We start from the raw sequence: 24214 nt of genomic DNA, 5'->3' as shown, positions 1-24214 counted from the left end.
TTCATCGATCCGTGGCCCCTCGGAGGTGCCCATGTCCCCTTCCCGCAACCGCCGCCGGCTCGCCGTCACGGCCGCCGCGAGCGCCCTGCTCACCCTCGCCCCGATCGGGGTCACCGCCGCCCAGGCCCAGGTCACCCGGGTCCGCCAGGGCAACACCGCCGACGTCTCGCGGACCGCCTGGTCCGGCCCGGCGTACACGATGAACGGCTCCGGCGGCATCGTCACCGCGACCATGACCCGGGCGATCGACGCGATCCGGGGCGGCACCGGCTCGATCGACGTGGTGATCATCGCCGGCTCCGGCACCGGCACCCCGGAGTGCGACGTGATCACCGGCCTGGCCGGGGTGAACTCCTGCACCACGCTCACCCTGACCGCCGCCCGCGACGGCAACGACAGCCAGGTCAACGCCGACATCCGCAACGCGGAGTTCGTCTACTTCGCCGGCGGCAACCAGTGCAACTACGTGGCCTGGAAGGGCACCGCGCTGGAGGCGTCCGTCGAGTCCGTCGTGGCCAAGGGCGGCGGGGTCGGCGGCGGCAGCGCCGGGCACCACATCAACAGCGACATCGTGTACGACGCCTGCACCGCCAGCGCCACCTCGGCCACCGCCCTGGCCAACCCGTACGACCGGTCGCTGACCTTCACCACCGGCATGTTCCGCTGGCCCAACTACGCCAACACCATCAACGACTCGCACTTCGTCACCCGGGACCGGATGGGCCGGACCATGGCCTTCGTGGCCCGGGCGCTCAAGGACGGGCTGGCCACCGGCGGCAAGGCGTGGGGCGTCGGCGTCGAGGAGGGCGCATCGCTCTACATCGACAAGGCCGGGCTGGCCACCCTCAGCGGGCCCAGCGCGTACGTGGTGCTCGGCGACCACCAGCCCGAGGTGGCCGTCTCCGGGCAACCGCTGACCTACTCCAACTTCAAGATCTGGAAGCTGACCAGCGGCCAGACGTACGACTTCGCCAACCGGCCCACCTGCGGCTACTACCTGAAGAGCGTCAACGCCGGCGTGCCCAGCGCGAGCCTCTACAGTGGCACCCCGGTCACCGACTGCTCGACCACCCCGCCGCCCCCGCCGCCGACCGGTGGGAGCAGCTACACCGAGGTCGAGCCGAACGACTCCCGCAGCGCGGCCAACAACGTCGCCGGCCTGACCTTCCCGGCCACCCTCACCGGGGACATGAAGGCCAGCACCGACCGGGACTACTACGCGCTGACCGTGAACAGCGGGCAGACCCTCTCGGTGAGCTGCGCGGTGCCCACCGCGTACGACGCCGACCTGTACCTGCTCGACGCGAAGGGCAGCACGGTCACCCGCTCGGTCAACGACGGGGCGGGCACCGACGAGTCGGCCGCCCTCACCCGGACCGCCTCGGGCAGCGCCACCTACTACGTCGACGTCGAGGCGTACACCGGCTCCGGCACCGCCGACTACGCCTGCACCGTGACGAAGTCCTGAAGACCCAGCCCCCTGGGCCCGCCCCCGGTGCCGCGATACCGCGCGCCGGGGGCGGGGCGCGTCCACGGCGGGCCGGCCCCCGGTGCGCGCCCGGTTACGCTCACCCGGTGTCGACTGATCAACCGCACGAGCCGCACGCCGTGGGCGTGGCCGCGCTGATCCGGCAGCGGCTGGGTGAGTGCAGTCCGGCCGAGCGCCGGGTGGCCCGGGCCCTGCTCGCCTCCTATCCGGCGGCCGGCCTGGGCACCGTCGCCGCACTGGCCGAGCGGGCCGAGGTCAGCGCCCCGACCGTGCTGCGCTTCCTGTCCCGGCTCGGCTTCGGCGGCTATCCCGAGTTCCAGCGGGCGCTCCGCGACGAGCTGGCCGAGCGGGAGGCGTCGCCGCTGACCGCGTACCGGGCCGCCGAGCGGACCGGGGTGCCGCCGGAGGGCGCGCTGCCGCGGGCCGCCGCCACCCTGCCCGAGGCGGTCGCCGGGACCCTCGCCGAGCTGCCCCAGGGCGAGCTGGACGCGGCGGTACGCCTCCTCGCCGACCAGCAGCTGCGGGTCACCGCCGCCGGGGGCCGGTTCTCCGGACTGCTCGCCCACTATCTGGTGCTGCACCTGATGCAGGTACGCGGCGGGAGCCGGCTGCTGCCGCGTACCCCGGTGGAGCGCACCGACATGCTGGTCGACGTGGGCCGCCGCGACCTGTTCGCGCTCTTCGACTTCCGCCGCTACGAGGAGCCGACGCTGGAGCTGGCGCGGGAGGTGACCGGGCGGGGCGCCAAGGTGGTGCTCTTCACCGACCGGTGGCTCTCCCCGGTGGCCGGACTGGCCGAGGTGGTGCTGCCCAGCCGGGTCGAGTCGCCGTCGGCGTACGACAGCTTCGTGCCGTCGTTGGCGCTGGTCGAGACGGTGGTGGCGGCGGTGATCGACCGGCTCGGGCCGGTGGCCGGCACCCGGCTCAAGGCGATGGAGGCGGCCCAGCAGGCCTTCGGCGGCGCCTGAACGCGCCGGGGCTCCCCGCCGGGGTGGCGGGGAGCCCCGGTCGGTCCGGTCAGGCGGGGCTGATGCCGATCACCACGCCGGTGAACGACAGCGGCACGCCGCTGCCCCGGTACGCGGCGAAGCCCTTCCCGCGGGTCAGCTCGGCGGCCCACTGCGGGTCCTTCTCGTACGAGGTGCCGTGCACCGCGTCGCAGCCGGCCTGCTCGGCCAGCCCCTCGGCGAGCCCGACCAGCCCGTAGTCGTAGAACACGTCGTCCGACGGCGGCACCGTGCACGGTCCGTCGGTCCCGGTCACCCGGGTCTTGCCGGCGGCGAGGACCGGCCGCCACCCGTTGGCCCGGTACGCGTCACCGGCGGTGAGCCGGCTCCACCGGACGCCCTCGACGCCCCACACCCCGGCGTTGTCGGTGACCCGGGCCCGGCGCAGGTCGAGCACGCTGACCCCGCGCTGGCCGAGGACCCGCAGCGACTGGGCCCGCCCGCCGACGCCGGTCACCTCCAGCGCGGTGTTCTCGTCGAGGCCGAAGACCCGCTGGTGGTGGGTGTCGACGGCGAGCCGGATCGAGCGGGCCTCCCGGCCGCGCCGGGAGAAGTGGGTGTCGACCAGGCCGGCGGTGAAGAAGCCGAAGCCACCCTTGGGCAGGTAGCCCAGCACGGACGAGTCGTCGAAGTAGCCCGGCTTCGCGCCGTCCCGCAGGCCGGGGTCGACCGAGCCACCGGTGATCATGTCGCGGCCGGCCATGATCTGCGCGCCGGCGCTGGTGCCGGCGACCACGGCGCCCTCACGGAGCTTGCGCCGGACCGCCGCCAGGGCGGGGGTGTCCCGCTGCGCGTCGCCGCGGGTCATCGTCGTGACGTAGCGGTACTGGTCGCCGCCGCCGAAGAAGAACCCGGTCATCGAGGAGATCTGCGCGACGACCTTCGGGTCCTCGGCCGCCTTGGGGTGGTCCAGGTCGATCGGGATCCACTGCGCGTCGGCGACGCCGTACGTCTTGAACAGGTCGGCGTAGTAGTCGCCGTTGCAGACGCTGTTGTTGCAGTCCGGGGTGCCGGCGTCCGGGTCCTCGGACGGCACCGGGGCGGCGGCGGTGAAGATGCCGATCCGGGCCTTGCCGGCGCCACCGGCCAGCCGGACGATGTCGCCGTAGATCTCGGCGTTGCCGTCGGCGAGGGCGCCACCGACCAGCACCAGGCTGCCGCCGGACCGGTGGTGGTGGTTGGGTGCGGCCGAGGCCGGCGCGGCGGCGATCGGCACGCTGAGCGCGACCGCCGTGCAGGCGCCGACCCCCAGGGTCAGCAGGCGGTTCAAGGGCATGACTGCTCCTCACGGGACCGTGAGGGCGGGCCACCGGAAGAGTACGACACCGGCGGGCCGCCGGACAACGGTCCGCGACCTGCGGCGTCCCCCTGACGGCCCATACCGCCGGGGTCGGGTGGCTGGAATGGTGGGACGGTGCACGGACCAGCGGCGGCCGACCCGCCGACCGCCAGCCTCGGCGCGGGGCGTCGCCTGCTGGCCGCCGTCGCGGTGGTCTGCCTGGTGCTCGGCAGCGCGGGCGGCCTGCTCGCGGTCAGCACCTGGCGGGCGGACCGGGCCGCCGCCGTCGAGCAGGTCCGGCTGCGCTGCCAGACCGTCGCCGCCAACGTGTACGGCAGCCGGATCGCCCTGGTCCGGCTGCTCGCCGCGGTGGCCACCGGGCAGGTCTTCGTCGACGCCGACCGGGCCGCCGTGCAACGCCGGCTGGCCCTGCTCAAGGTCGACGACCTCGGGCTGACCGGCGGGGTCGCCTGGCTCGACCCGGCCGGCGTCACCCGGGTCGCCACCCGGGGGGCGGTCGACGTGCCGGCCGGGGGGACCTGGTGGCGGGAGGTGGTCGACGGGGCGGAGTGGACGACCAGCGCGGCGCTCACCGCCCCCGCCTTCACCGGCGAGGTGATGGTCTTCGCGGTGCCCACCCACGGGCCGGACGGCCGGGTGAACGGCGTGCTGGCCGGCGGGTGGAGCGTGTCGTGGGTGCGGGAACGGGCGGCGATCCAGGCCGCGCAGATCGGCCCGGAGTTCTACGGCCCGGGCACCGACCTGCTGGTGGTCGACCGGGCCGGGCAGCTGATCGTCGGCCCTGACGTGACCGCCACCCGGGACGTGCGCGCCACGGACGCGTACCGGCGGCTGACCGGCGGTGGGCCGGAGTTCGCCTCGGGGGCCGGCCGGGTGTCGCGCGGGTTGACGGGCCGACCGGACCGGATCACCGGTTGGAGCCGGATCGGGCGGTTCGGGGAGTACGTGCTGCTGGAGCGGTCCGCGCCGGAGGCGTTCCACCCGGCCAGGCACCGACTGGCCGGGTGGCTCGGGGGGATCGTGCTGCTGGTCAGCCTCGCCCTGGTCAGCGGCGGCCTGGCCGCCCGGCGGATCGACCGGCTCACCGCGGAACGGGACCGGCTGCACCAGGCCGAGCACGACGCGGTGGTGGACCTGCAACGCTGGCTGCTCACCGAGGACCTGCCGGCCGGCACGGTGGGCCGCTACCTCCCGGCCCCGTCGGTGCTCAACGCCGGCGGCGACTGGTACGACGTGATCGCCCTCGGCGACGGTCGGCACGCCCTGCTGGTCGGTGACGTGGTGGGGCACGGGGTGAAGGCGGCCCTGGCGATGGGGCAGCTGCGGACGGCGGCACGTGCCCTGGCCGCCCGGGTCGCCGGGCCGGCGGCGCTGCTGACCGAGTTGGACAGTTACGTCGCCGCCCTGCCCGACGTGGTCTTCTGCACGGCCGCCTGCGTGGTCGTCGACCCGTCCGCCGGCACCCTCCGGTACGCCCTGGCCGGGCATCCGCCGCCGTTGCTGCGCCGCACCGATGGGACGGTGGACCGGCTGGCGGTGACCGGCCGGCCACTGGGGGTGACCGGTCGCCCCCGCACGGAGCAGCAACTGGCCACCGCGCCCGGGGATCTGCTGGTGCTCTACACCGACGGCCTGGTCGAGGCGCCGGGCGAGGTGATCGACGCGGGGATCGACCGGCTCGCCGCCGCGGTCGCCGCCGACGGGGCCGGCGGGGACGGCTGGACCGGTCAGCTCATCACCGCGGCCCGGCGCGGCCGCCCGGCGGGTGACGACATCGCGCTGCTCTGCTTCCGCCTGCCGGCGGCACCTGTGACACAAAGGCGAAAGGTTCGGCCGAGTATTGACGGGTAGCGGGGCCCTCACACCACGTGCAGGACGAGTTCAGTCGGTCGCCGGGTAGGGATCCGGCGACCGCTCGAAGAAGGACTCCAGCACCACGACGGTCTGCGTACCGGTGACGCCCTCGACCTGGAAGAGCCGGCGCAGAGCGGCTTGAAGCTGTTCCGGGCTGCCGACCCGGATCTTGACCAGCAGCGAGGCCGGGCCGGCGATCACGTGCGCCTCCTCGACCTCGGGCAGCGCGGCGAGGGCGTCCCGGGTGGGCCGGTCGCCCATCCAGGCGTTCGCCTCCACCAGCACGAAGGCGAGCACCCCGCGGCCGACGGCGGCCGGGTCCACGTCCACCGTGGTCCGTCGGATCACGCCCTGTTCGCGTAGCTTGCGGACGCGTTCGTGGGCGGCGCCGGTGGAGAGCCCCACCGCCGCCGCGAGGGCCGCGTACGACTGGGTCGCGTCGCGCTGGAGGGCGGCCAGCAGCCCCCGGTCCAGGTCGTCCACCCGGCACCCCTTCCGTTCGGTCTGATCAGCCAAAGCCGACTGCTGTCCGGCCATGCTAGCTTGACGCCGAATCACAGTCACTTGCGGAGGCGGTCATGGTGGATCGGTTCAGAACCCGGTTCGAGGTGGCGGACGAACGGTTCCGTCGGGTGAACGGCGACGAGTGGGTCGAGTGCCTCTGGACCGGCGGCCGGTGGCTGGAGGGGCCGGCGTGGTTCCCGGCCGCCCGTCACCTGATCTTCAGCGACATCCCCAACGACCGGCTGCTGCGCTGGGACGAGACCACCGGCGCGGTCGGCGTCTTCCGGCAGCCCGCCGGCCACGCCAACGGCCACACGGTGGACCGGCGCGGCCGGCTGGTCAGCTGCGAGCAGGGCAACCGGCGGGTGACCCGCACCGAGCCGGACGGCAGCGACACGGTGCTGGCCGACCGCTGGCAGGGCAAGCGGTTCAACAGCCCGAACGACGTGGTCGAGCACTCCGACGGGTCGATCTGGTTCACCGACCCCAGCTACGGCATCGACAGCGACTACGAGGGTCACCTCGGCGACAGCGAGATCGGCGGCAACCACGTCTACCGGGTCACCTCCGACGGCGAGGTGCGGCGGGTCGCCGACGATTTCGGCCAACCCAACGGGCTCGCCTTCAGCCCCGACGAGTCCCAGCTGTACGTGGTGGACACCCGCGCCCGGCACCTGCGCCGCTTCACGGTGACCGGGGACGGCGCCCTGCGCGGCGGCGACGTCTTCGCCACCTGCGACGCCGGCTCCTTCGACGGCGTACGCCTGGACCAGGCCGGGCGGGTCTGGGTGGCCGCGCACGACGGCCTGCACTGCTTCGACCCCGACGGGACGCTGCTAGGCAAGCTGCTCCTGCCGGAGGTGGTCGCCAACTTCACCTTCGGTGGCCCGAAGCGCAACCACCTCTACATCTGCGCCTCCAGCTCGCTCTACTCGCTGCGGGTCAACGTCAACGGGGTCCGCTACCCCGGCTGGTGACCCGGACGTGAAACTCCCGGGCCACCGCCGCGCGGTGACCCGGGAGTCCGGTGCTGCTCAGCGCGGGGAGGTGTCGCCCTCGCCGGTGCGCTGCTGGGCCATGTCCACGCCCTTGTCGATCTGCTGGTCGTACTTGCCGCCGGTGCGCTGGTCGACCTGGTCGCCGGCCTTCTCGAGACCCTGGTCGACCTGCTTGTCGTGCTTGTCGGCGAAGTCCTGCGCCTTGTCCATGAAATTACTCATGTCGCGTCTCCTCCAGCTCGGTGTACTTTCTGCCTTCCCTCGGGTCCGGACCGCAAACACCCGCCGGGGCCGTACGATCGCAGCCGTCTCCTCCCCCGAAGGGGCACCCCCGTGCCGCGACGCCACCGCCTGACCGCCGCCCTGCTCGCCCTCGCCCTCGCCGCCGGCTGCCAGACGCCCGAGCCGGCCACGCCGGCCCGCTGGGCCGATCCGGCCGCCGCCGGGGCGTCCACACCGGCCCGACCGCCCGCCCCGACCCGCTCCCCCACCGCCTCGCCGTCACCGTCGGCCGCGCCGGTCGCCTGCCCCGAGCCGCGGCAGGCCCCGGACACCGCCCGCGAACTCGACCCGAGCAGCGCCGGCTACCTGGGCGGCTCCGGCGAGGACAGCGCCAACGCGGTGGACGTGACGCCGCGCTGCGAGATCGTCGTGGGTGGACGGTTCACCGACGTGCGTGGCGGGGTCACCACCACGCTCGGCCGGGGCCCCGGGGCGGTGCTGCGCCTGGACGCCACCGGACGCCGGCTGCTCGGCGTCACCCGACTGGCCGGGACGGTCGCGGACCTGGAGGTCCGCCGGCCGGGCGGGGAGATCGCCGTCGGCACCGACCGGGGCGTCGCGCTGCTCGACCCGACGGCCCGTGTCGTGCGCTGGCAGCGTCCCGGCGCCGCCGAGCGGATCGCCGTGGGCAGCGCCGGCACCGTCGCCGCCGTCGTGGGCGGGCAGGTCAAGGTGTACGACCGGAGCGGCACGCCCAGGGCCACCCTGCGGCCCGACGGGCGGACGGTGCACGACGTGGCCGTCGACGACCGGCACGGCCTGGTCCTGGTGGGCGGCTACCGCCAGGCGAACGCCCCACCCTGCGGGACCGTGCAGATCCCCTGGCTGCACGGGTACGACCGGAGCGGCCGGCTGCGCTGGAGGGCGTACGACCATGCGGCCGGGCAGCTCGGTGACCGGTGCGCCGACAGTCGGGTGGAGCGGGTGGCGCTGGGCCGGGACGGCAGGCTCTACCTGGCCGGGCTGACCGACGGCGGGAACAGCGTCTTCGGCCGCTCCGCCGCGGACCTCGGTCGGGAGGCCCCCAACGTCGGCACCGACAGGTACGCCCAACCGTTCAACACCGGCAACGCCCAGCAGACCTACCTGGCCCGGTTCGACCCGGCGTCGGGGCGGCAGCTCGCCGGCACGTTCCTGCTGGCCCGGCTCGCCAGCAAGGGCGACCGGGGCAACACGATCACCCCGTCCGCGATCACCGCCGACGAGAAGGGCCGGCTGTACGCGGGCGGCGTGTCCGCGTACCAGATCGCCGACCGGGACCGGATCACCCTGAACGGGCGGCGGCTCGCCCCGTACGCCGGGGGCGACGCCTGGGTGCTGGTGCTCTCGGCCGACCTGCGGCGGCGTACCACCTGGGTGGTGTTCACCGACGGTGGCGCCGGCACGGTCCGCGCGGTCGCCGCCGGGTCGGGCATCGCGGCGGTGGCGGCCCGGGTGGACCGCGGCCCCTTCCACCGCGGCCCGGGTAGGCGGAGCGCGGCGAGCGGGGGCTACCTGGCGGCCTGGCCCGGCCTACGCTGAGCGGGCGGGTGTCGCGACAGCGCCGATCGGGTATCGATCCGCCGTGATCGAAGAGACCGGTGTGGGCGGGGACGACGGCGGGCGTACGCCCGAGGTGACGGCGGCGGGCGCGCGGCCCGGGCCGCGACAGGCCTGGGCGGCGCTGCCGTGGCTGGTCCGGACGGTGGTCGCGTGGAGCGCCTGCCTGATCGTGGTGATCGTCGGGTTCTACCTGGTCGGCAAGGTGGCGGTGCTGCTCGCGCCGCTGGCCATCGCCTTGGCGGTGACCCTCTTCCTGACCGCGCTGCTCGACCCCGTGCTGCTGCTCCTGCGGCGGCTGCGGGTGCCCGGGGCGCCGGCGGCCCTGCTGACCATCCTGCTGCTGCTCGGCGTCCTGGTCGGGGTGGGCGTGCTGGTGTGGCGGCTGACCGCCGCCCAGTTCGGTGAGCTGAGCGAGCAGCTCGGCGCGGGTCTGCAACGCAGCCGGGACTTCGTCACCACCACCCTGCCGGTGTCCGACGCCCAGCTGGACAAGCTGATCGACCAGGTCCGGTCCGGTTTCGGCGGTGGCTTCGACCCGGTCGGCGGGGCGCGGACGGCGGCCGAGGTGGCCGGCTCGACGCTGCTCGCCCTGGTGCTGCTCTTCTTCCTGCTCAAGGACGGCCGGTCGATGTGGCGCTGGGTGCTGCGCCGGCTGACCGGCCCGAACCGGGACGTGACCGCCGAGGCCGGCCGGGCCGGCTGGCGGACCCTCGGCGCGTACAGCCGGGGCACGATGATCATCGCGGCGATCGACGCGATCGGCATCGGCCTGGCCCTGGTGCTGCTGGGTGTGCCGCTGGCCCTGCCGCTGGCCTTGATCACCTTCCTGGGCGGCTTCGTCCCGATCATCGGGGCGACGGTGGCCGGTGCCGTGGCGGTGCTGGTGGCGTTGGCCGCGAAGGGGCCGACCACCGCGCTGCTGGTGCTGGCCGCGGTGATCGCCGTCCAGCAGATCGAGGGCAACCTGCTCGAACCGCTGATCATGAAGCGTCAGGTGCAGCTGCACCCGGCGGTCATCCTGGTGGTGGTCACCGCCGGCACGCTGATCGCGGGCATCTCCGGCGCCTTCGTCTCGGTCCCGATCGCCGCCGTCGCCTACCGCGTGGTCGACACCGTCCAACGCCACCGCGAACGCCTCGCCGCTCCCACTCCCCGCTCAGCGGGGTAGGTGCAGTTCGAACCAGGTGGCGGCCTGGTCGGCGACCTGCTCCAGCGTGCCGGGCTCCTCGAACAGGTGGGTGGCGCCGGGGACGACCCGCAGTTCGGCCACCTCACCCAGCTTCACCAGGGCCTCCTCGTTGAGCGTGATCACCTGCTCGTCGAGCCCACCCACCAGCAGCAACGTCGGGGCCTGCACCCGCTGCAGGGCGGCGCAGGCCAGGTCCGGGCGGCCGCCCCGGGAGACCACCGCGCCCACCCGGTCCGGGCGGGCCGCCGCCGCGACCAGGGCCGCCGCGGCGCCCGTACTGGCCCCGAAGAGGCCGGTCGGCAGCGGACCCACCTCCGGCTGACCGGCCATCCAGTCCACGATCGCGGCCAGCCGGTCGGCCAGCATCCCGATGTCGAAGCGCAGCTCGGCGGTTCGGGCGTCCACCCGGTCCTCCGCCTCGGTCAGCAGGTCGACCAGCACCGTGGCCAGGGCCCGCTCGTGCAGCACCCGGGCCACCGCCGTGTTCCGCGGGCTCTTCCGCGAGCTGCCGCTGCCGTGCGCGAAGAGCACCATCCCCACCGGGTCGTCCGGGATCACCAGATCGGCGGGGAGCCCGTCCCCGGCCACCGGGATCAGCGCCTCGCGCGTCTCCATCTCCGACCTCCGCAACCCCGGGCGCGGACCGCCCGGCGCGCCCCGCATACCCCGGGGTCCGCGCCACTCACCTGCTCCGGGTACGCCCCGGCAGGAGTTCGCACATCTGGGTGGCCGCCCGGTCCCAGACGCCGCCCCTCAGCGCCACCGGATACCGGACCTCCCGGGCCCGGCCGTCGGCCGCCACCACCGAGAACCGCATCGACAGCGGCTCCGCGTCGGACGGCGCGGTGCACCGGATCAGCACCTCCACGTCGAGCCGTCCGGCCCCACCGGGGCGCAGCAGCCGCGACCGGCCCACGTCGCGGATCAGCACCCCCGGCCGCCGGGCCTCGGCCGACCGCACCTCGACCGGTGCCGGACCGGTGTTGACCAGCTCCAACTGGCCGTCCAACCGGACCACGCCGGTCGCGTCCATGCCGCCGCCGGACGCCTCCGCCGCGAACGCCACCAGTCGGACCGTCGCGGCGTCCGCCCGCCGCTCCCGCGCGTCCCGGGACACCCAGATACCCGCGCCGCCGAGCAGCAGGCCGGCCAGGAACGCCGCGCCCAGTCGGATCAGCCGGCCCCGCGCCTGGCGGTCGGGGGCACGCCGGGCAGCCTCGGACTCGGTCCCGTCCGGCGGGCGCGTACCCAGCTCGATGATCACGTCGTCGGCGGCCATCCCGCCAGGGTATGCCGGACGCCCGCCACAGCCGGGGTCACGCTCCGCCCCGCACGACCGGCCCCGCACGACCGGCCGCCAGGCACGCGCTGGCCCGGGCTGGTCTCCTCCGCGTCGAGCGACGGCCGCTGCGGCCGTAAGGTGCGCGCGAGCCTGATACCTCAGAGTCATCAAAATGACTCTGAGGTATCACGCTCAATCGGCTTCTTACCTCCCGCCGCGTCACCGGCGCTCGTCCACCGGCCCTCGCGACGCCGGCCACACACGCCAACCGGGCTCCTCGCAACGCCGACCACAGGCGTCACGGCGCGTCCCAGGGGCGGGTGGCGCGGGTGTCGTTTGCGTGCGGGGCGATCGGGAAGGCGAGCGGGGACCGACCCGGCGCAGCCGCGCCCCGACGGATCGCGAGGATCGCCATGGCCCAGCAGCAGAACAAGTCCCGGCAGCAGACCGCCGAGCGGGACCGCCGCGAACAGGACGCCGAGCGCGGTCGGGACTGGGCGGACGAGGCGGCGCAGGCGCGTACCGCCGACGATCCCCGGACGACGGCCCCGCGCGACGCCGCGGGCCGCCCGTCCAACGGTCGCCAGTTCTGACCCGCGACGGAGCCGCGCGGACCCAACGGTCGCGCGCGGCTCCGTCGCGGGTCTGCCCGGCCGCGCGGGACCGACGGACCGTGCGGCCGGGGTCAGACCGCGTTCTCCGGCAGCCGCAGCAGCGGCTCCCGCCCTGGCGGCTGCTCGGGAGGCGGGCCGGACGCCTCGGCGGGCGGCACCGGCACGGTGACCGGCTGGGTGGTGGTGACCCGGATCGTCTCGTCGTGGTGCCGCAGCTCCAGCTCCGAGGCGGACCCGCCGTTGCGCAGGGAGTACGTCGTCTGGTGCGGTCGCACGTCGACCCGCAGCCGCATCCCCCGCCACTGGAGCGAGAACTCCAGCCGGCTCAACCGGCTGGAGAGCCGGGGCGCGAAGGAGAGCGTCCCGTCGTGGTCGCGCAGCCCGCCGAAGCCGGCGACCAGGGCGATCCACGCGCCCGCGAGCGACGCCATGTGTACGCCGTCGCGGGTGTTCTCGTTCAGGTCGTGCAGGTCCATCAGCGCGGCCTCGCGCATGTACCGGTGGGCCAGTTCGGGGTGCCCGACCTCGGCGGCCATCACCGCCTGGGTGCACGCCGACAGCGACGAGTCCCGGACGGTACGCCGCTCGTAGTAGAGGAAGTTGCGGACCTTCTGCTCGGGGGTGAACGCGTCGCCCCGCCAGTGCATGGCGAGCACCAGGTCGGCCTGCTTCACCACCTGCTTGCGGTACAGGTCGAAGTACGGGTAGTGCAGCAGCAGCGGGTACTTCTCGGCCGGCGTGTGCTCGAAGTCCCACTCCTGCAACCGGGTGAAGCCCTCCACCTGCTCGTGCACGTCGAGGCCCTCGTCGTACGGGATGTGCATGGCGTGCGCGGCGTCCCGCCACTGCGCGGCTTCCTCCTCGCTCACCCCCAGGTCGATGGCCTGGTCCCGGTAGCGCATCGCGCAGTCGGCGGCGGTGAGCAGGTTCCGCTGGGCCATCAGGTTGGTGTAGACGTTGTCGTTCTTGACGGCCGTGTACTCGTCGGGGCCGGTCACCCCGTCGATGTGGAACCGGCCGTGTCGGTCGTGGTGGCCCAGGGAGCGCCACAGCCGGGCGGTCTCCACCAGCAGCTCCAGGCCGATCTCCCGTTCCAGCCCCTCGTCGCCGGTGGCCAGCACGTAGCGGCGCATCGCGTCGGCGACGTCGGCGGCGACGTGGAAGGCTGCCGTGCCGGCCGGCCAGTACGCCGACGACTCCGGCCCCTCGATGGTGCGCCACGGGAAGGCGGCCCCCCGCAGGTTCAACGTCCGGGCCCGCTCGTGCGCCTGGTCGAGGGTGGAATACCGCCAGTACAGCGCGTCCCGGGCGGCCGTCGGCTGGGTGTAGGTGAGCACCGGCAGGACGAACATCTCGGTGTCCCAGAAGGCGTGCCCGTCGTACCCGGGGCCGGTGAGACCCTTGGCGGAGATCGGCCGGCGTTCGGCCCGGGCGCCGGCCTGGAGCACGTGGTAGAGCCCGAACCGGACCGCCTGCTGCACCTCCGGGTCGCCCTCGACCCGCACGTCGGCGGCGTCCCAGAACTCGTCCAGGTATTCGCGCTGCTCGCGGCGCAGCCCGTCCCAGCCGTCGAGGCGGGCTGCGGCCAGCGCCGCGCCGACCTGGTCACGCAGCGCCGGCAACGACCGGCGGCTCGACCAGCCGTACGCCAGGTACTTGACCACACGCAGCGTCTGGCCGGGCTTGAGCACACAGCCGACGGTGGTGCGGACCCAGTCCTCGTACCCCTCGGACTCGACGGTGGTGCGTTCCGGGCCGTGCACGTCGTGGGCCATCGCGCTGGCGACCCGCAGCCCGCTGACCTTGGTGCGGTGGATGAGCAGGCCACCGTCGTCGGTGGTCAGCTCCTCCTCGGCCTGCAACGGCGACTCCAGCACGGCGGCCACCCGCGGGTCGCGGCTCTGCGCCGGCAGCGTCTCGTTGGCGACCAGCTCGGACTGGAGGATCAGCCGCAGCGGACCGTCGACGGCCTCCACCTCGTAGTGGATGGCGGCCACCGACCGCTGGGTGAACGACACCAGCCGGGTGCTGCGGACCTTGACCTCCCGGCCGGCCGGCGAGCGCCAGTGCAGCTCCCGGTGCAAAGTACCGGCCCGCAGGTCGAGCACCCGCTCGTGGGAGAGGAGTTCGCCGTACCGGACGTCGAGCGGCTCGTCGTCGACCAGCAGTCGGATCAGCTTGCCGTTGGTGACGTTGACGATCGTCTGGCCGGACTCGGGAAACCCGAAACCCGCCTCCGCGTACGGCAGGGGACGCAGCTCGTAGAAGGAGTTGAGGTACGTGCCGGGCAGGCCGTGCGGCTCGCCCTCGTCGAGGTTGCCGCGCAGCCCGACGTGCCCGTTGGAGAGGGCGAAGACCGACTCGGACTGGGCCAGCACGTCCATGTCGAGCCGGGTCTCCCGGACGTGCCACGGCTCGACCGGGTACGCCCGTTCCCGGATCACCGGGCGACCCCGTCCAGCAGTTGGGCGAGGTCGGTGACGACCACGTCGGCGCCGTGCTCGCGCAGCGCGTCAGCCTGGCCGACCCGGTCCACGCCGATCACGTACCCGAAGTTGCCGGCGCGGCCGGCCTCGACGCCGGCCAGCGCGTCCTCGAAGACAGCCGCGTTGGCGGGGTCGACGCCGAGCAGTTTCGCCCCGGCCAGGAAGGTGTCCGGGTGGGGCTTGCCGCGCAGCCCCTCCGAGCGGGCGACCACCCCGTCGACGCGGGCCTCCAGCAGCGGTTCCAGCCCGGCGGCGGCCACCACGTCCCGGCAGTTGGCGCTGGCCGACACGACCGCCCGGCGCAGTCCGGCGTCGGCGGCGGCCTTCAGGTAGCGCACCGAGCCCTCGTACGCGTCGACGCCGTCGGTGTGGATCCGCTTGAGCAGCAGCACGTTCTTGCGGTTGCCCAGCCCGTTGACGGTGTCCGCCTCCGGCGGGTCGTCGGGGTCCCCCTCGGGCAGCGTGACGCCCCGGGAGGCGAGGAAGGTGCGGACCCCGTCGGCGCGGGGGCGGCCGTCGACGTACCGGTTGTAGTCCGGGCCGGGGTCGAACGGCCGGAACGGCTCGCCGGTGGTCTCGGAGCGGTGCCGCAGGTACGCGTCGAAGGTCTCCGCCCAGGCGGCGTTGTGCACCTTCGCGGTCTGCGTCAGCACACCGTCCAGATCGAAGAGACACGCGGTGACGTGTGCGGGTAGGCCCAACATGGTGCGAATCTATCCACCGGACGCACCGGGCAAACCCGATTCGCCCGGCGCGGCGGATCAGCGGTTCGGGCGTAGCGTCCAGATCACGGTCAGTAGCGAGGTGACGGTGCCGTCCTCGGTGCCGATCTCGACCTCGACCGGGAACTCCGGCCGCTTGCCGGCGTCCAGCTCGGCGAGGACGTCGGCGACCGGCCGGCCGAGCCGCGCGGTGGCCAGCACCGGCCCCAGGGCCACCTTCTTGTACGCGATCTCCGCCTTGACGGCCAGCGGCACCGCCCGGTCGAGCACCGGCCCGAACGCGGCCAGCACGACCGCGCCGGAGGCGGTCTCGCCGAGGGTGAACATGGCGCCGGCGTGCGGGCCGCCGACGTGGTTGTGGTGCTCGGCGGTGTCGGGGAGGCGGACGACGGCGCGTACCGCGCCCTCGGCCTCGGGGGCCACCTCGACGAATTCGATTCCGAGCGTACGGGCGAACGGGACGGCCTCCAGCAGACCGGCCTCCACCTGGCGAGAGTCGATGGACATGCCCGAACGCTACTCGCCAGTAACTTTCCCGGCAAGGGGGCCCGCGCTCACCGCCAGCCGACGTCGATCCGGTCGCCGCGCTCGTCGAAGAAGTGCAGCGCGTCCATCCGGACCTGCACGGCCAGCGGCGCCCCCGCCGACACCGCCGGGTACGGCGCCAGCCGCACCGCCAGCTCGGCCGGCCGGCGGTGGTGCCGGCCCGGGTCGGGCAGCACACTCGTCCGGTTGCCGGACCCGGACACCGGCTCCGGCTGCTGCTCGACGGCCCGGCCCTTCAGCCGCTGCATCACCTGGCCGAACCGGCGCAGGCCGCGCTGCCCCGGCGCGGCGTCGTCCACCGCACCACCCATCTCGTCGACCACCACTGCGGTGGCGCCGATGTCGAGGAAGGCCAGCGACTCGTGCCCGTGGTGCTCCAGGTAGCGGATCCGGCCCTGGAGCACGTCACCCGGGGTGTCCGGGGCGACCGGGGTGAGCGCCTCGGCGCGCATGCCGACCACGATCCGCTCGCCGTGGTAGTGCGCGACGGCGCGGCTGCGGATGTCGTCCCAGGGCAGATAGAGCGCCTGGTCGCCGAGGGTGAGGGTGACGTACCGGTCGAGATGGACGTAGACCGACGCCTCCAGCAAGTTCATCCGCGGGCTGCCCAGGAAGGCGGCGACGTAGAGGGTGGCCGGGCGGCCGTACACCTGGGTGGGGGTGCCGACGTCCTGGAGCACCCCCTTGCGCATGATGGCGACCCGGTCGGCCATGGTCAGCGCCTCGGCCTGGTCGTGGGTGACGTAGATGGTGGTGACGCCGAGTTCCCGGGTCAGGCCGGAGATCTCCGCGCGCAGCTCGGCGCGGAGCCCGCTGTCCAGGTTGGAAAGGGGCTCGTCCATCAGGAACAGGCCGGGCCGGCGCACTATCGCCCGCCCCATCGCCACCCGCTGGCGTTGGCCGCCGGAGAGCTGGCTGGGCTTGCGGCCCAGCACGTCGCCGATGCCCAGCGCGCTGGCCACGTCCTGGATCCGCTCGCCGCGCGGGTTCGGCTCGACGCCGGCCAGCCGCAGCGGGAAGCCGATGTTGTCCCCGACGGTCATGTGCGGATAGAGGGCGAAGTCCTGGAAGACCATGGCGATCCGCCGCTCGCGGGGCGGCAGGTCGTTGGCGACCTCCCCGTCGAGCATCACCGCGCCGGAGGTCGGATCCTCCAGGCCGGCGACCATGCGCAGCACCGTCGACTTGCCGCAGCCCGACGGGCCGAGCAGCACCATGAACTCGCCGTCGTTGACGTCGAGATTGACGGCGTCGACCGCGAGTGTGCCGTCCTGGAACACCTTGGTGACATCCTTGAGCGCGACGGTGGTCACCGTCTCCTCCCCCACGTCGTCTGGCCGAACCCGCGATTGACTGTGACCAGGATCATCCGATCAGCACATCGGGTAAACGTTCCATGTTCGGCTCGTGACTGCCCTGTTACCGACGCGCGGCGAGAGCGTACGGCATGCCTGCTGGTCAGACGCAGCCCGTACCGGATGCCGGACCGGGATCGGCACGTTCGGTGACCGGTGTCGCCGGTTCGTCCAGAAAGACGCGACGGACCACCCGTTCCGCCGCGTGCCCGTCCTCCAACGCGCAGAACCGCTCCCGGAACCGCCGCCTGGCCGCGGTGGCCTCCGCCCCGGTGACCGCGCCGGAGCGGAACACGTCCAGCAGAGCGGCGAAGTCGCCTGCCACCGCACCGGGCGGCTCGGCGGTCACGTCGAAGTAGACCCCCCGGGCCAGCCGGTACGCCTCGTGGTCCGGGGCGTACACCACGATCGGGCGGTCCAGGACGGCGTAGTCGAACATCGCCGACGAGTAGTCGCTGACCAGCACGTCCGCCGCCAGGTACAGCTCCTCCACCGGGTCGTGCCCGCTGACGTCGGCGACCCGGGCCACCGCCCGGCCGGGCTCCGCCCGCCGCCGGTCGTGGAAGTAGTGGCTGCGCATCAGCACCCGCCCGGTCGGGCCGAGCGCGTCGCGCAGCCGCTCCGGGTCGAACGGGGGCCGGTAGTCGGGCAGGTGCTCCCGGTGGGTCGGGGCGTAGAGCACCACCCGGTCGTCCGGGTCGATGCCGAGCCGGGCCCGGGCGGCGCGTACCTGCTCGGCGGTGGCGGTGACCAGCCGGTCGTTGCGCGGATAGCCCACCTCCAGCGTGGTGTACGCGGCCGGGTAGGCCCGCTCCCACATCTGGGTGGAGAAGCTGTTCGCGCTGACGCTGACGTCCCACCGGTCGATCCGGCGCAGCAACTTGGCGAAGTCCATCCCGAGCGCGCCGAGCGGGTAGCGCTGCTGGTCGAGTCCCATCACCTTGACCGGGGTGCCGTGGTGGGTCTGCACGTGCGTCGAGCCGAGTCGCTTGTGGACGAAGTCGGGGAAGTTCACGTTGTTGACCAGCCAGCGGGCCCGGGCCAGCGCCCGGTAGTAGGCCAGCGAGCCGGCCACCACGTACTCCACCCCCGGCGGCAGGGTGGCCACCCGGTCCGGGCGGACGATCCACACGCCGCGCACGTGCGGGGCGAGCCGCCGGGCGGCGGCGTAGATCGCCGCCGGGTTGCAGGCGTAGCCGCGGTACCAGTAGGCGGCGTACAGCGCCAGCGTCGGGTCGATCGGCCGGCGCAGCTCGGCCAGGTAGTACTCGTAGCGCAGGGCGTCCCGGCCGAGCCGGGCGGCCCGCCGGACCACCGGGACCACCCGCCGCCGGGCCGTCCCGGCCGCAACGCGCGCCCGGTCGGCGGCGAGCAGCGTCCGGTACGCCGGCCACCGCCCGGCCGCCACCAGCCGGTGCCGCAGCCGCTGCGGTCCCGTCGGCACCGGGTAGCCGCCCACCGGCAGCCACCGGTGGTACGCCGTGACGAGCCGGGCGAAGAAGACCGGCCGCAGTTCGGGGGCGATGCGTTCGCCGTTGCCGAGCACGCAGAGGCAGTGCCAGACCATCCGTTCGAAGACCGCCGCCCGCAGCGGGTCCAGCGCCGGCCCCCGCTCGTCCAGCCAGCGGAACACCCGTTCCCACTGGTCGAGGACCTCCAGGTGCCGGTCGCCCCGGGTCCGGGTGATCGCCCCGAGCCGCCGTTGCCGGTAGTCGACGCAGACCCGGTCCAGCAGGCCGATCCGCTCGGCGGCGAGCAGCACCGGGTAGCTGAACGGCACGTCCTCGTACCAGCCGGTGGGGAAGCGCAGCCCGAGGTCGACCAGGAAGTCACGGCGGACGATCCGGTTCCAGGCGGTGTGCAGCAGGCGCAGCGCCTCCGGGCGCTCGCGCAGCGGGAAGGTCTCCGCGCCGGGCGGGTCGGGGAAGACCTCGGCGAGCACGCTGGGGATCGGCCGGTCGTCCCAGCGCCGCCGGACGTGGTCGACCAGGAGCACGTCGGGGCGGGTGCCGCGCAGCCGGTCGGCCACCGCGGGCAGGCACCCGGGTTCGAGCCAGTCGTCCCCGTCGAGGAACCAGACGTACGTGCCGTCGGCCCGGTCGAGGCCGACGTTGCGCGCCGAGCCGAGGCCGGCGTTGGTTTCCAGGTGTACGGCGAGCACCCGCGGGTCGCGGGCGGCGTACTCGTCGATGATGGCACCGCAGGCGTCCGGTGAGGCGTCGTCGACGGCGACCACCTGGAGGTCGTCGAACGGCTGCCCGAGGATCGAGTCCAGGCACTCGCGCAGCCAGCCCTGCACCCGGTGGGCCGGTACGACGATGCTGAGCAGGGTCATCGGCCGTCCCTCCGTCCGGGAACAACCCCACTCTAATAACCCCGGAAGGGGTCAAGAGCGGCTAATTGCCCAAGCTCAGCACTCGATCACGTTGACCGCGAGGCCGCCGCGCGCGGTCTCCTTGTACTTGACCTTCATGTCGGCGCCGGTCTCCCGCATGGTCTTGATGACCTTGTCCAGCGAGACGTGGTGCACCCCGTCGCCGCGCAGCGCCAGCCGGGCGGCGGTGATCGCCTTGATGCTGGCCACGGCGTTCCGCTCGATGCAGGGGATCTGCACCAGACCGCCGACCGGGTCGCAGGTGAGCCCGAGGTTGTGCTCCATCCCGATCTCGGCCGCGTTCTCCACCTGCTCCGGGGTGCCGCCGAGCGCCTCGGCCAGCCCACCGGCGGCCATCGAGCAGGCCGAACCGACCTCGCCCTGGCAGCCCACCTCGGCGCCGGAGATCGACGCGTTCTCCTTGAACAGCACGCCGATCGCGCCGGCGGCGAGCAGGAACCGCACCACCCCCTCGTCGGAGGCCCCCGGCACGAACCGGGTGTAGTAGTGCAGCACCGCCGGGATGATCCCGGCCGCGCCGTTGGTGGGGGCGGTGACCACCCGGCCGCCGGCGGCGTTCTCCTCGTTCACGGCCAGGGCGAAGAGCGTCACCCAGTCCATCGCCCGCAGCGGGTCGGTGGAGTCCGCCTCCTCGGCCAGGCTGCGGCGCAGCTCGGCGGCGCGACGGCGGACCTTCAGCCCGCCGGGCAGCACCCCGTCCCGCTCGCAGCCGGACTCGACGCACTCCCGCATCACCCGCCAGATCTCCAGCAGGCCGTCGCGGATCTCCGCCTCGCTGCGCCAGGACCGCTCGTTGGCGAGCATCACCTCGCTGATCGACAGCCCGGTGGCGGAGGTCACCTCGAGCAGTTCCGCGCCGGTGTAGAACGGGTACCGGACGGCGGTGGTGTCCGGCTTGATCCGGTCCGCCCCGGCCGCCTCCTCGTCGACCACGAAACCGCCGCCGACCGAGTAGTACGTCCTGGCCCGCAGCTCCGCGCCGCTCGCGTCGTACGCGGCGAAGCTCATCCCGTTCGGGTGGTACGGCAGCGAGCGACGCCGGTGCAGCACCAGGTCGCGGTCCGGGTCGAAGTCGATCTCGTGCGCGCCGTGCAGGGCGATCCGCCGCTCGGCGCGGATCCGCGCGACCCGGGGGCCGACCGAGTCGGTGTCGACCCTCTCCGGCGCCTCCCCCTCCAGCCCGAGCAGCACCGCCCGGTCGCTGCCGTGCCCGTGACCGGTGGCGCCCAGCGAGCCGAACAGCTCCGCGCGGACCCGCACGGTGTCGCTGAGCAGGCCGTCGGCCTTGAGCCCGGTCACGAAGGTACGCGCGGCTCGCATCGGACCCACGGTGTGCGAACTCGACGGGCCGATGCCGACGCTGAAGAGGTCGAAGACACTGATCATGGCTGCACTTCCTCGCCGCCGTCCCCGTCGTGCGGAGCCCGGCCCGGGTGGTTACCGCCCTGGTCAGGGCGGCGCTCGGAGCCGTCCGGGGTGTGGCCGGCCCGACCGGCGAGCCTACCTCCCCCCGTCAGGTACCCGCCCCCGCCGCCCGCGCCCGCGGCTGCGTGACGCGCCGAGCGCCGCACCCGGCTGCCACCGTGCCCGCATCCCCGCCGAGGGTGGGCACTGTCCGGAGCCGGGGTCAGGGACTATGTCCTGAGCCCGCTACAGACTTGAGAGCGCAGATGACTCAACCCGCCGCGCCCGACCCCTCCGGCCCAGGCGCCGTCGAGAACGAGCTGGCACGGCACCGCCCGGCCCCCCTGAGTCGTCTGTGCTCTCAAGTCTGTAGTCACCGAGCACAAGGTCGCCGGGCCCGGACGGCAGGTGCCGTCGCGCCGACATGCGCCGGAGCGGGGCAGGCGTCGGAGGGGGCAGGCGTCGGAGGGGGCAGGCGTCGGAGGGGGGCGACCCGGGTAACTCCCTACGGGTACGCGGTCACCGGATCCACCCGGAGACGGAGGGCGAAGTGGCCGCCGGTTTCTACCGTTGAATGCAGCGCGGCGGATTGCCGCAGAGTGGGAGTACGACGATGAACCGCAAACTGGTCCGCCCCCGCGAGGGCCGCATGCTCGCCGGTGTCTGCGCCGGCCTGGCCCGTCGCTTCAACACCTCCGCCGGACTGATCCGGCTGCTGTTCCTGCTCTCCCTGCTGCTCCCCGGTACGCAGGTCATCGTCTACCTGGTGCTCTGGGTTCTGATGCCGAACGAGGACAAGTACGCCGCCCGCTACTGACCGACCCGCCGGGAGGCCGCGAGGGATCACCCTCGCGGCCTCCCGCGCTGTCAGGGAGCGGTGTAGGTGACGGTCACCTTCTCGTAGCCCAGCGACCGGAGCAGCCCCTCAAGCATCTTGCGGGTGTTCTCCTCGGCGCGCTGGCTCAGACCGCTGTCCCGCGCCGCGCCGGTGATCCGATCCTCGGCCAGCTTGTAGACCTGCTGCTGCCGGTTCGGGTCGTTGCCGACCAGGTCGCCGAGGCGGTTGAGCAGGCCGCGCTGCTCGGCGAAGACGTAGCTCTTCTCCAGGTCGAGGTTGGTCTTGCCGAGCTGCGGCGCGGGCAGCTTGATCTCCACGGACTTCCCGTCGGCGGACTCCACGATCGCCCCCTCGGAGATCGTGGAGAAGTCCACGTACGCCTCGACGCTGCCCGCCCCGACGAAGAGGGTGCGCTCGTTGAGCAGGAAGTCCGGCACGTTCGCCCGGTCCTTCTGGGTGTCCACCACGACCTGGAAGTTGCCCTCCGCGGCGACGTAGCGGCTGAGGTCCTGGATCGACTTCAGCAGCGGCGGCTGGCTGCGGTCGGTCTGCTGCTCGGCGAACGGGTTACGGAAGTGCGGGAAGATGCCGGTGGCCTGGGTGGCGAGCAGCGCCACCAGCACCAGCGCCGCCGCGCCCAGCACCCAGAGCAGGCCGCGGGTCGGGGCGCCAGGCCCCCGGGGAGCGGCTGGTGGCGGCTCGCCGGGGCCGGCGGGGTCGTCCAACCGTCGCTCCAGGTCCGTCCCGGTCCGATAGTCCGGGAATTCCCTGGTGGGCTCGTTGATGTCACCGTCGCGGGCCATCACCCTCACCGTCCTCGTGGCAGTACATCGACTGGTGATGACGGTACGGGCACCGTGCGACACCCGCGCGGCGAGCGACCCGAACGGGTGAAGCCGCAGGTCAGGCGAACGCGGAGACGCCGGTCAAGGTCTGCCCGATGACCAGCTGGTGGATCTCCGAGGTGCCCTCGTAGGTGAGCACGCTCTCCAGGTTGTTGGCATGCCGCATGATCGGGTATTCACCGGAGACGCCGTTCGCGCCGAGGATCGTCCGGCACTGCCGGGCGATGGCGAGGGCCTCCCGCACGTTGTTGAGCTTGCCCACGCTGACCTGCGCCGGACGCAGCTTCCCCGCGTCGGCGAGCCGGCCCAGGTGCAGCGCCAGCAGCAGCCCCTTGTTCCACTCGACGGCCATGTCGGCGAGCTTGGCCTGGGTGAGCTGGAAGCCGGCCAGCGGCCGGCCGAACTGGGTGCGGGTGGTCGCGTACTCGAGGGTGGTCTCCAGGCAGTCGCGGGCCGCGCCGAGCGCGCCCCAGACGATGCCGTGCCGCGCCTCGGTCAGGCAGCTCAACGGCGCCTTCAGGCCGACCGCCTCGGGCAGTCGGGCGTCCGCCGGGAGACGGACGCCGTCGAGGACGACCTCGCCGGTCAGCGACGCCCGCAGCGACATCTTGCGCCGGATCTCCCGGGCGGTGACCCCGGGCGTGTCCATGGGTACGACAAAACCCCGCACGCCCTCGTCGGTGCGCGCCCAGATCACCGCGACGTCGGCGATCGGCGCGTTGGTGATCCACATCTTGGCGCCGTCGAGGATCCAGTCGTCGCCGTCGCGGCGGGCCCGGGTGGCCATCGACGCCGGGTCGGAGCCGTGGTCCGGCTCGGTCAGCCCGAAGCAGCCGATCGCCTCGCCGGCCGCCATGGCGGGCAGCCAGCGCTGCTTCTGCTCCTCGCTGCCGAAGCGCCAGATGGCGTACATGGCCAGCGAGCCCTGCACCGAGACCAGCGAGCGGACGCCGGAGTCGCCGGCCTCCAGCTCCAGGCAGGCCAGCCCGTACGCGACGGCCGACGAGCCGGCGCAGCCGTACCCGGTCAGGTGCATGCCGAGCAGGCCGAGCTTGCCGAACTCCCGGGCCAGTTCGCGGGCCGGCACCTGGCCGTCCTCGTACCAGCCGGCGACGTGCGGGCGGACCCGGTCATCGACGAGCCGGCGCACGACGGAGCGGATCTCCCGCTCCTCCTCGCCCAGCGACGCGTCGATGTCCAGCAGGTCGAGTGCGGTCATGCGGCCCACCTTAACGAAGACTCAGGAGCGCGTCACTCCACCGGGGCGCCGAGCACCAGCACCCGGGCGTGGATCTGGTTGCGCTGCTGCAACGCCGCCCGCAACGCCCGGTGCAGGCCGTCCTCCAGATAGAGGCCGCCGTTCCACTGCACCACGTGCGGGAAGAGGTCGCCGTAGAAGGTCGAGTCCTCGGCGAGGAGCTTGTCCAACGCCAGCTCCCGCTTCGTGGTGATCAACTGGTCCAGCCGCAGTGGGCGCGGCGGGATCTCCGCCCACTGCTTGAGCGTGTAGTTGTGCTCCGGGTAGGGACGCCCGTCCCGGACCGCTCTGAAAATCACGGCAC

Annotated in this window: 22 protein-coding genes; 8 read left to right on the top strand and 14 right to left on the bottom strand. The window is 73.6% G+C overall.

The genetic code is table 11. The features are described from left to right. The first annotated feature begins 31 nt into the window (after positions 1–31). Together GA0074704_RS05610 and GA0074704_RS05605 are read left to right on the top strand one after the other, a co-directional pair. A complete protein-coding gene (locus tag GA0074704_RS05610) occupies positions 32–1468 on the top strand; it encodes a pre-peptidase C-terminal domain-containing protein (RefSeq protein WP_088969509.1) in 1437 nt (478 codons plus the stop codon). Between the two features lie 107 nt (positions 1469–1575). Further along, a complete protein-coding gene (locus GA0074704_RS05605; protein WP_197697599.1) occupies positions 1576–2457 on the top strand; it encodes a MurR/RpiR family transcriptional regulator in 882 nt (293 codons plus the stop codon). A gap of 49 nt (positions 2458–2506) precedes the next feature. Here GA0074704_RS05605 and GA0074704_RS05600 read toward each other — a convergent pair whose 3' ends face one another. Beyond that, entirely contained in the window at positions 2507–3772 is a 1266-nt protein-coding gene (locus GA0074704_RS05600) for a cyanophycinase (RefSeq protein ID WP_088969507.1), read from the bottom strand. 138 nt (positions 3773–3910) lie between these two features. On the opposite strand from GA0074704_RS05600, the gene GA0074704_RS05595 reads away from it, so the two are divergent. Next, positions 3911–5647 (top strand): SpoIIE family protein phosphatase, encoded by a 1737-nt coding sequence (locus tag GA0074704_RS05595; RefSeq protein WP_088969506.1) that lies wholly within the window; start codon positions 3911–3913, stop codon positions 5645–5647. Between the two features lie 30 nt (positions 5648–5677). Here GA0074704_RS05595 and GA0074704_RS05590 read toward each other — a convergent pair whose 3' ends face one another. After that, positions 5678–6187: an Lrp/AsnC family transcriptional regulator gene (locus GA0074704_RS05590; RefSeq protein WP_088969505.1), complete on the bottom strand. Its 510-nt coding sequence runs from the start codon at positions 6185–6187 to the stop codon at positions 5678–5680. A 41-nt stretch (positions 6188–6228) separates the two neighbouring features. Here GA0074704_RS05590 and GA0074704_RS05585 point away from each other — a divergent pair, with 41 nt between their 5' ends. After that, positions 6229–7131, top strand: coding sequence for an SMP-30/gluconolactonase/LRE family protein (locus GA0074704_RS05585; protein WP_197697598.1), 903 nt, complete (start codon positions 6229–6231; stop codon positions 7129–7131). Between the two features lie 57 nt (positions 7132–7188). Here GA0074704_RS05585 and GA0074704_RS05580 read toward each other — a convergent pair whose 3' ends face one another. Then, complete coding sequence (locus tag GA0074704_RS05580) at positions 7189–7374, bottom strand: antitoxin (RefSeq protein ID WP_088969504.1); 186 nt, start codon at positions 7372–7374, stop codon at positions 7189–7191. A 111-nt stretch (positions 7375–7485) separates the two neighbouring features. Between GA0074704_RS05580 and GA0074704_RS05575 the strand changes: the two genes are divergently transcribed. Both GA0074704_RS05575 and GA0074704_RS05570 read left to right on the top strand, forming a co-directional pair. Then, entirely contained in the window at positions 7486–8955 is a 1470-nt protein-coding gene (locus GA0074704_RS05575) for a hypothetical protein (protein WP_088969503.1), read from the top strand. A gap of 43 nt (positions 8956–8998) precedes the next feature. Continuing rightward, complete coding sequence (locus tag GA0074704_RS05570) at positions 8999–10144, top strand: AI-2E family transporter (RefSeq protein ID WP_231926766.1); 1146 nt, start codon at positions 8999–9001, stop codon at positions 10142–10144. Here the strand turns inward: GA0074704_RS05570 and GA0074704_RS05565 are convergent. Together GA0074704_RS05565 and GA0074704_RS05560 are read right to left on the bottom strand one after the other, a co-directional pair. Further along, complete coding sequence (locus GA0074704_RS05565) at positions 10133–10780, bottom strand: dienelactone hydrolase family protein (protein WP_088969502.1); 648 nt, start codon at positions 10778–10780, stop codon at positions 10133–10135. The two genes, GA0074704_RS05570 and GA0074704_RS05565, sit on opposite strands and share 12 nt — an antisense overlap. A 67-nt stretch (positions 10781–10847) precedes the next feature. Beyond that, positions 10848–11444 carry a hypothetical protein gene (locus GA0074704_RS05560; protein WP_088969501.1) on the bottom strand — a complete coding sequence of 199 codons (597 nt, stop codon included), beginning with the start codon at positions 11442–11444 and terminating at the stop codon, positions 10848–10850. Between the two features lie 416 nt (positions 11445–11860). Between GA0074704_RS05560 and GA0074704_RS05555 the strand changes: the two genes are divergently transcribed. Beyond that, entirely contained in the window at positions 11861–12040 is a 180-nt protein-coding gene (locus tag GA0074704_RS05555; RefSeq protein WP_088969500.1) for a hypothetical protein, read from the top strand. Positions 12041–12132: 92 nt separating this feature from the next. On the opposite strand, the gene GA0074704_RS05550 is transcribed toward GA0074704_RS05555, so the two are convergent. The 6 genes from GA0074704_RS05550 to GA0074704_RS05525 form a co-directional block, all read right to left on the bottom strand. After that, entirely contained in the window at positions 12133–14505 is a 2373-nt protein-coding gene (locus GA0074704_RS05550; protein WP_088969499.1) for a glycoside hydrolase family 65 protein, read from the bottom strand. Continuing rightward, complete coding sequence (locus GA0074704_RS05545) at positions 14502–15251, bottom strand: HAD family hydrolase (protein WP_088969498.1); 750 nt, start codon at positions 15249–15251, stop codon at positions 14502–14504. Before GA0074704_RS05545 ends, GA0074704_RS05550 begins: the two co-directional genes overlap by 4 nt. Before the next feature lie 57 nt (positions 15252–15308). After that, positions 15309–15776: a DUF4442 domain-containing protein gene (locus GA0074704_RS05540; protein WP_088969497.1), complete on the bottom strand. Its 468-nt coding sequence runs from the start codon at positions 15774–15776 to the stop codon at positions 15309–15311. Between the two features lie 47 nt (positions 15777–15823). Beyond that, positions 15824–17128 carry an ABC transporter ATP-binding protein gene (locus GA0074704_RS05535; protein WP_088973470.1) on the bottom strand — a complete coding sequence of 435 codons (1305 nt, stop codon included), beginning with the start codon at positions 17126–17128 and terminating at the stop codon, positions 15824–15826. A gap of 145 nt (positions 17129–17273) precedes the next feature. Then, complete coding sequence (locus GA0074704_RS05530; RefSeq protein ID WP_088969496.1) at positions 17274–19505, bottom strand: bifunctional glycosyltransferase/CDP-glycerol:glycerophosphate glycerophosphotransferase; 2232 nt, start codon at positions 19503–19505, stop codon at positions 17274–17276. A 75-nt stretch (positions 19506–19580) separates the two neighbouring features. Next, entirely contained in the window at positions 19581–20951 is a 1371-nt protein-coding gene (locus tag GA0074704_RS05525; protein ID WP_088969495.1) for an L-serine ammonia-lyase, read from the bottom strand. A 631-nt stretch (positions 20952–21582) separates the two neighbouring features. Here GA0074704_RS05525 and GA0074704_RS05520 point away from each other — a divergent pair. After that, positions 21583–21786, top strand: coding sequence for a PspC domain-containing protein (locus GA0074704_RS05520; protein ID WP_088969494.1), 204 nt, complete (start codon positions 21583–21585; stop codon positions 21784–21786). A gap of 50 nt (positions 21787–21836) precedes the next feature. On the opposite strand, the gene GA0074704_RS05515 is transcribed toward GA0074704_RS05520, so the two are convergent. The 3 genes from GA0074704_RS05515 to GA0074704_RS05505 all read right to left on the bottom strand — a co-directional run bounded on the left by GA0074704_RS05515 (position 21837) and on the right by GA0074704_RS05505 (position 24209). Next, positions 21837–22610, bottom strand: coding sequence for a DUF4230 domain-containing protein (locus GA0074704_RS05515; protein ID WP_088969493.1), 774 nt, complete (start codon positions 22608–22610; stop codon positions 21837–21839). Between the two features lie 100 nt (positions 22611–22710). After that, entirely contained in the window at positions 22711–23871 is a 1161-nt protein-coding gene (locus GA0074704_RS05510; protein ID WP_088969492.1) for an acyl-CoA dehydrogenase family protein, read from the bottom strand. 32 nt (positions 23872–23903) lie between these two features. Next, positions 23904–24209 carry a type II toxin-antitoxin system VapB family antitoxin gene (locus GA0074704_RS05505; RefSeq protein ID WP_088969491.1) on the bottom strand — a complete coding sequence of 102 codons (306 nt, stop codon included), beginning with the start codon at positions 24207–24209 and terminating at the stop codon, positions 23904–23906. Positions 24210–24214 lie beyond the last annotated feature (5 nt).

The sequence above is a fragment of the Micromonospora siamensis genome (assembly GCF_900090305.1).
Classification (GTDB): Bacteria; Actinomycetota; Actinomycetes; order Mycobacteriales; family Micromonosporaceae; genus Micromonospora; species Micromonospora siamensis.
Note: the sequence above shows the minus strand (reverse complement) of the source record. Positions and strands in the feature narration are given on the sequence as shown.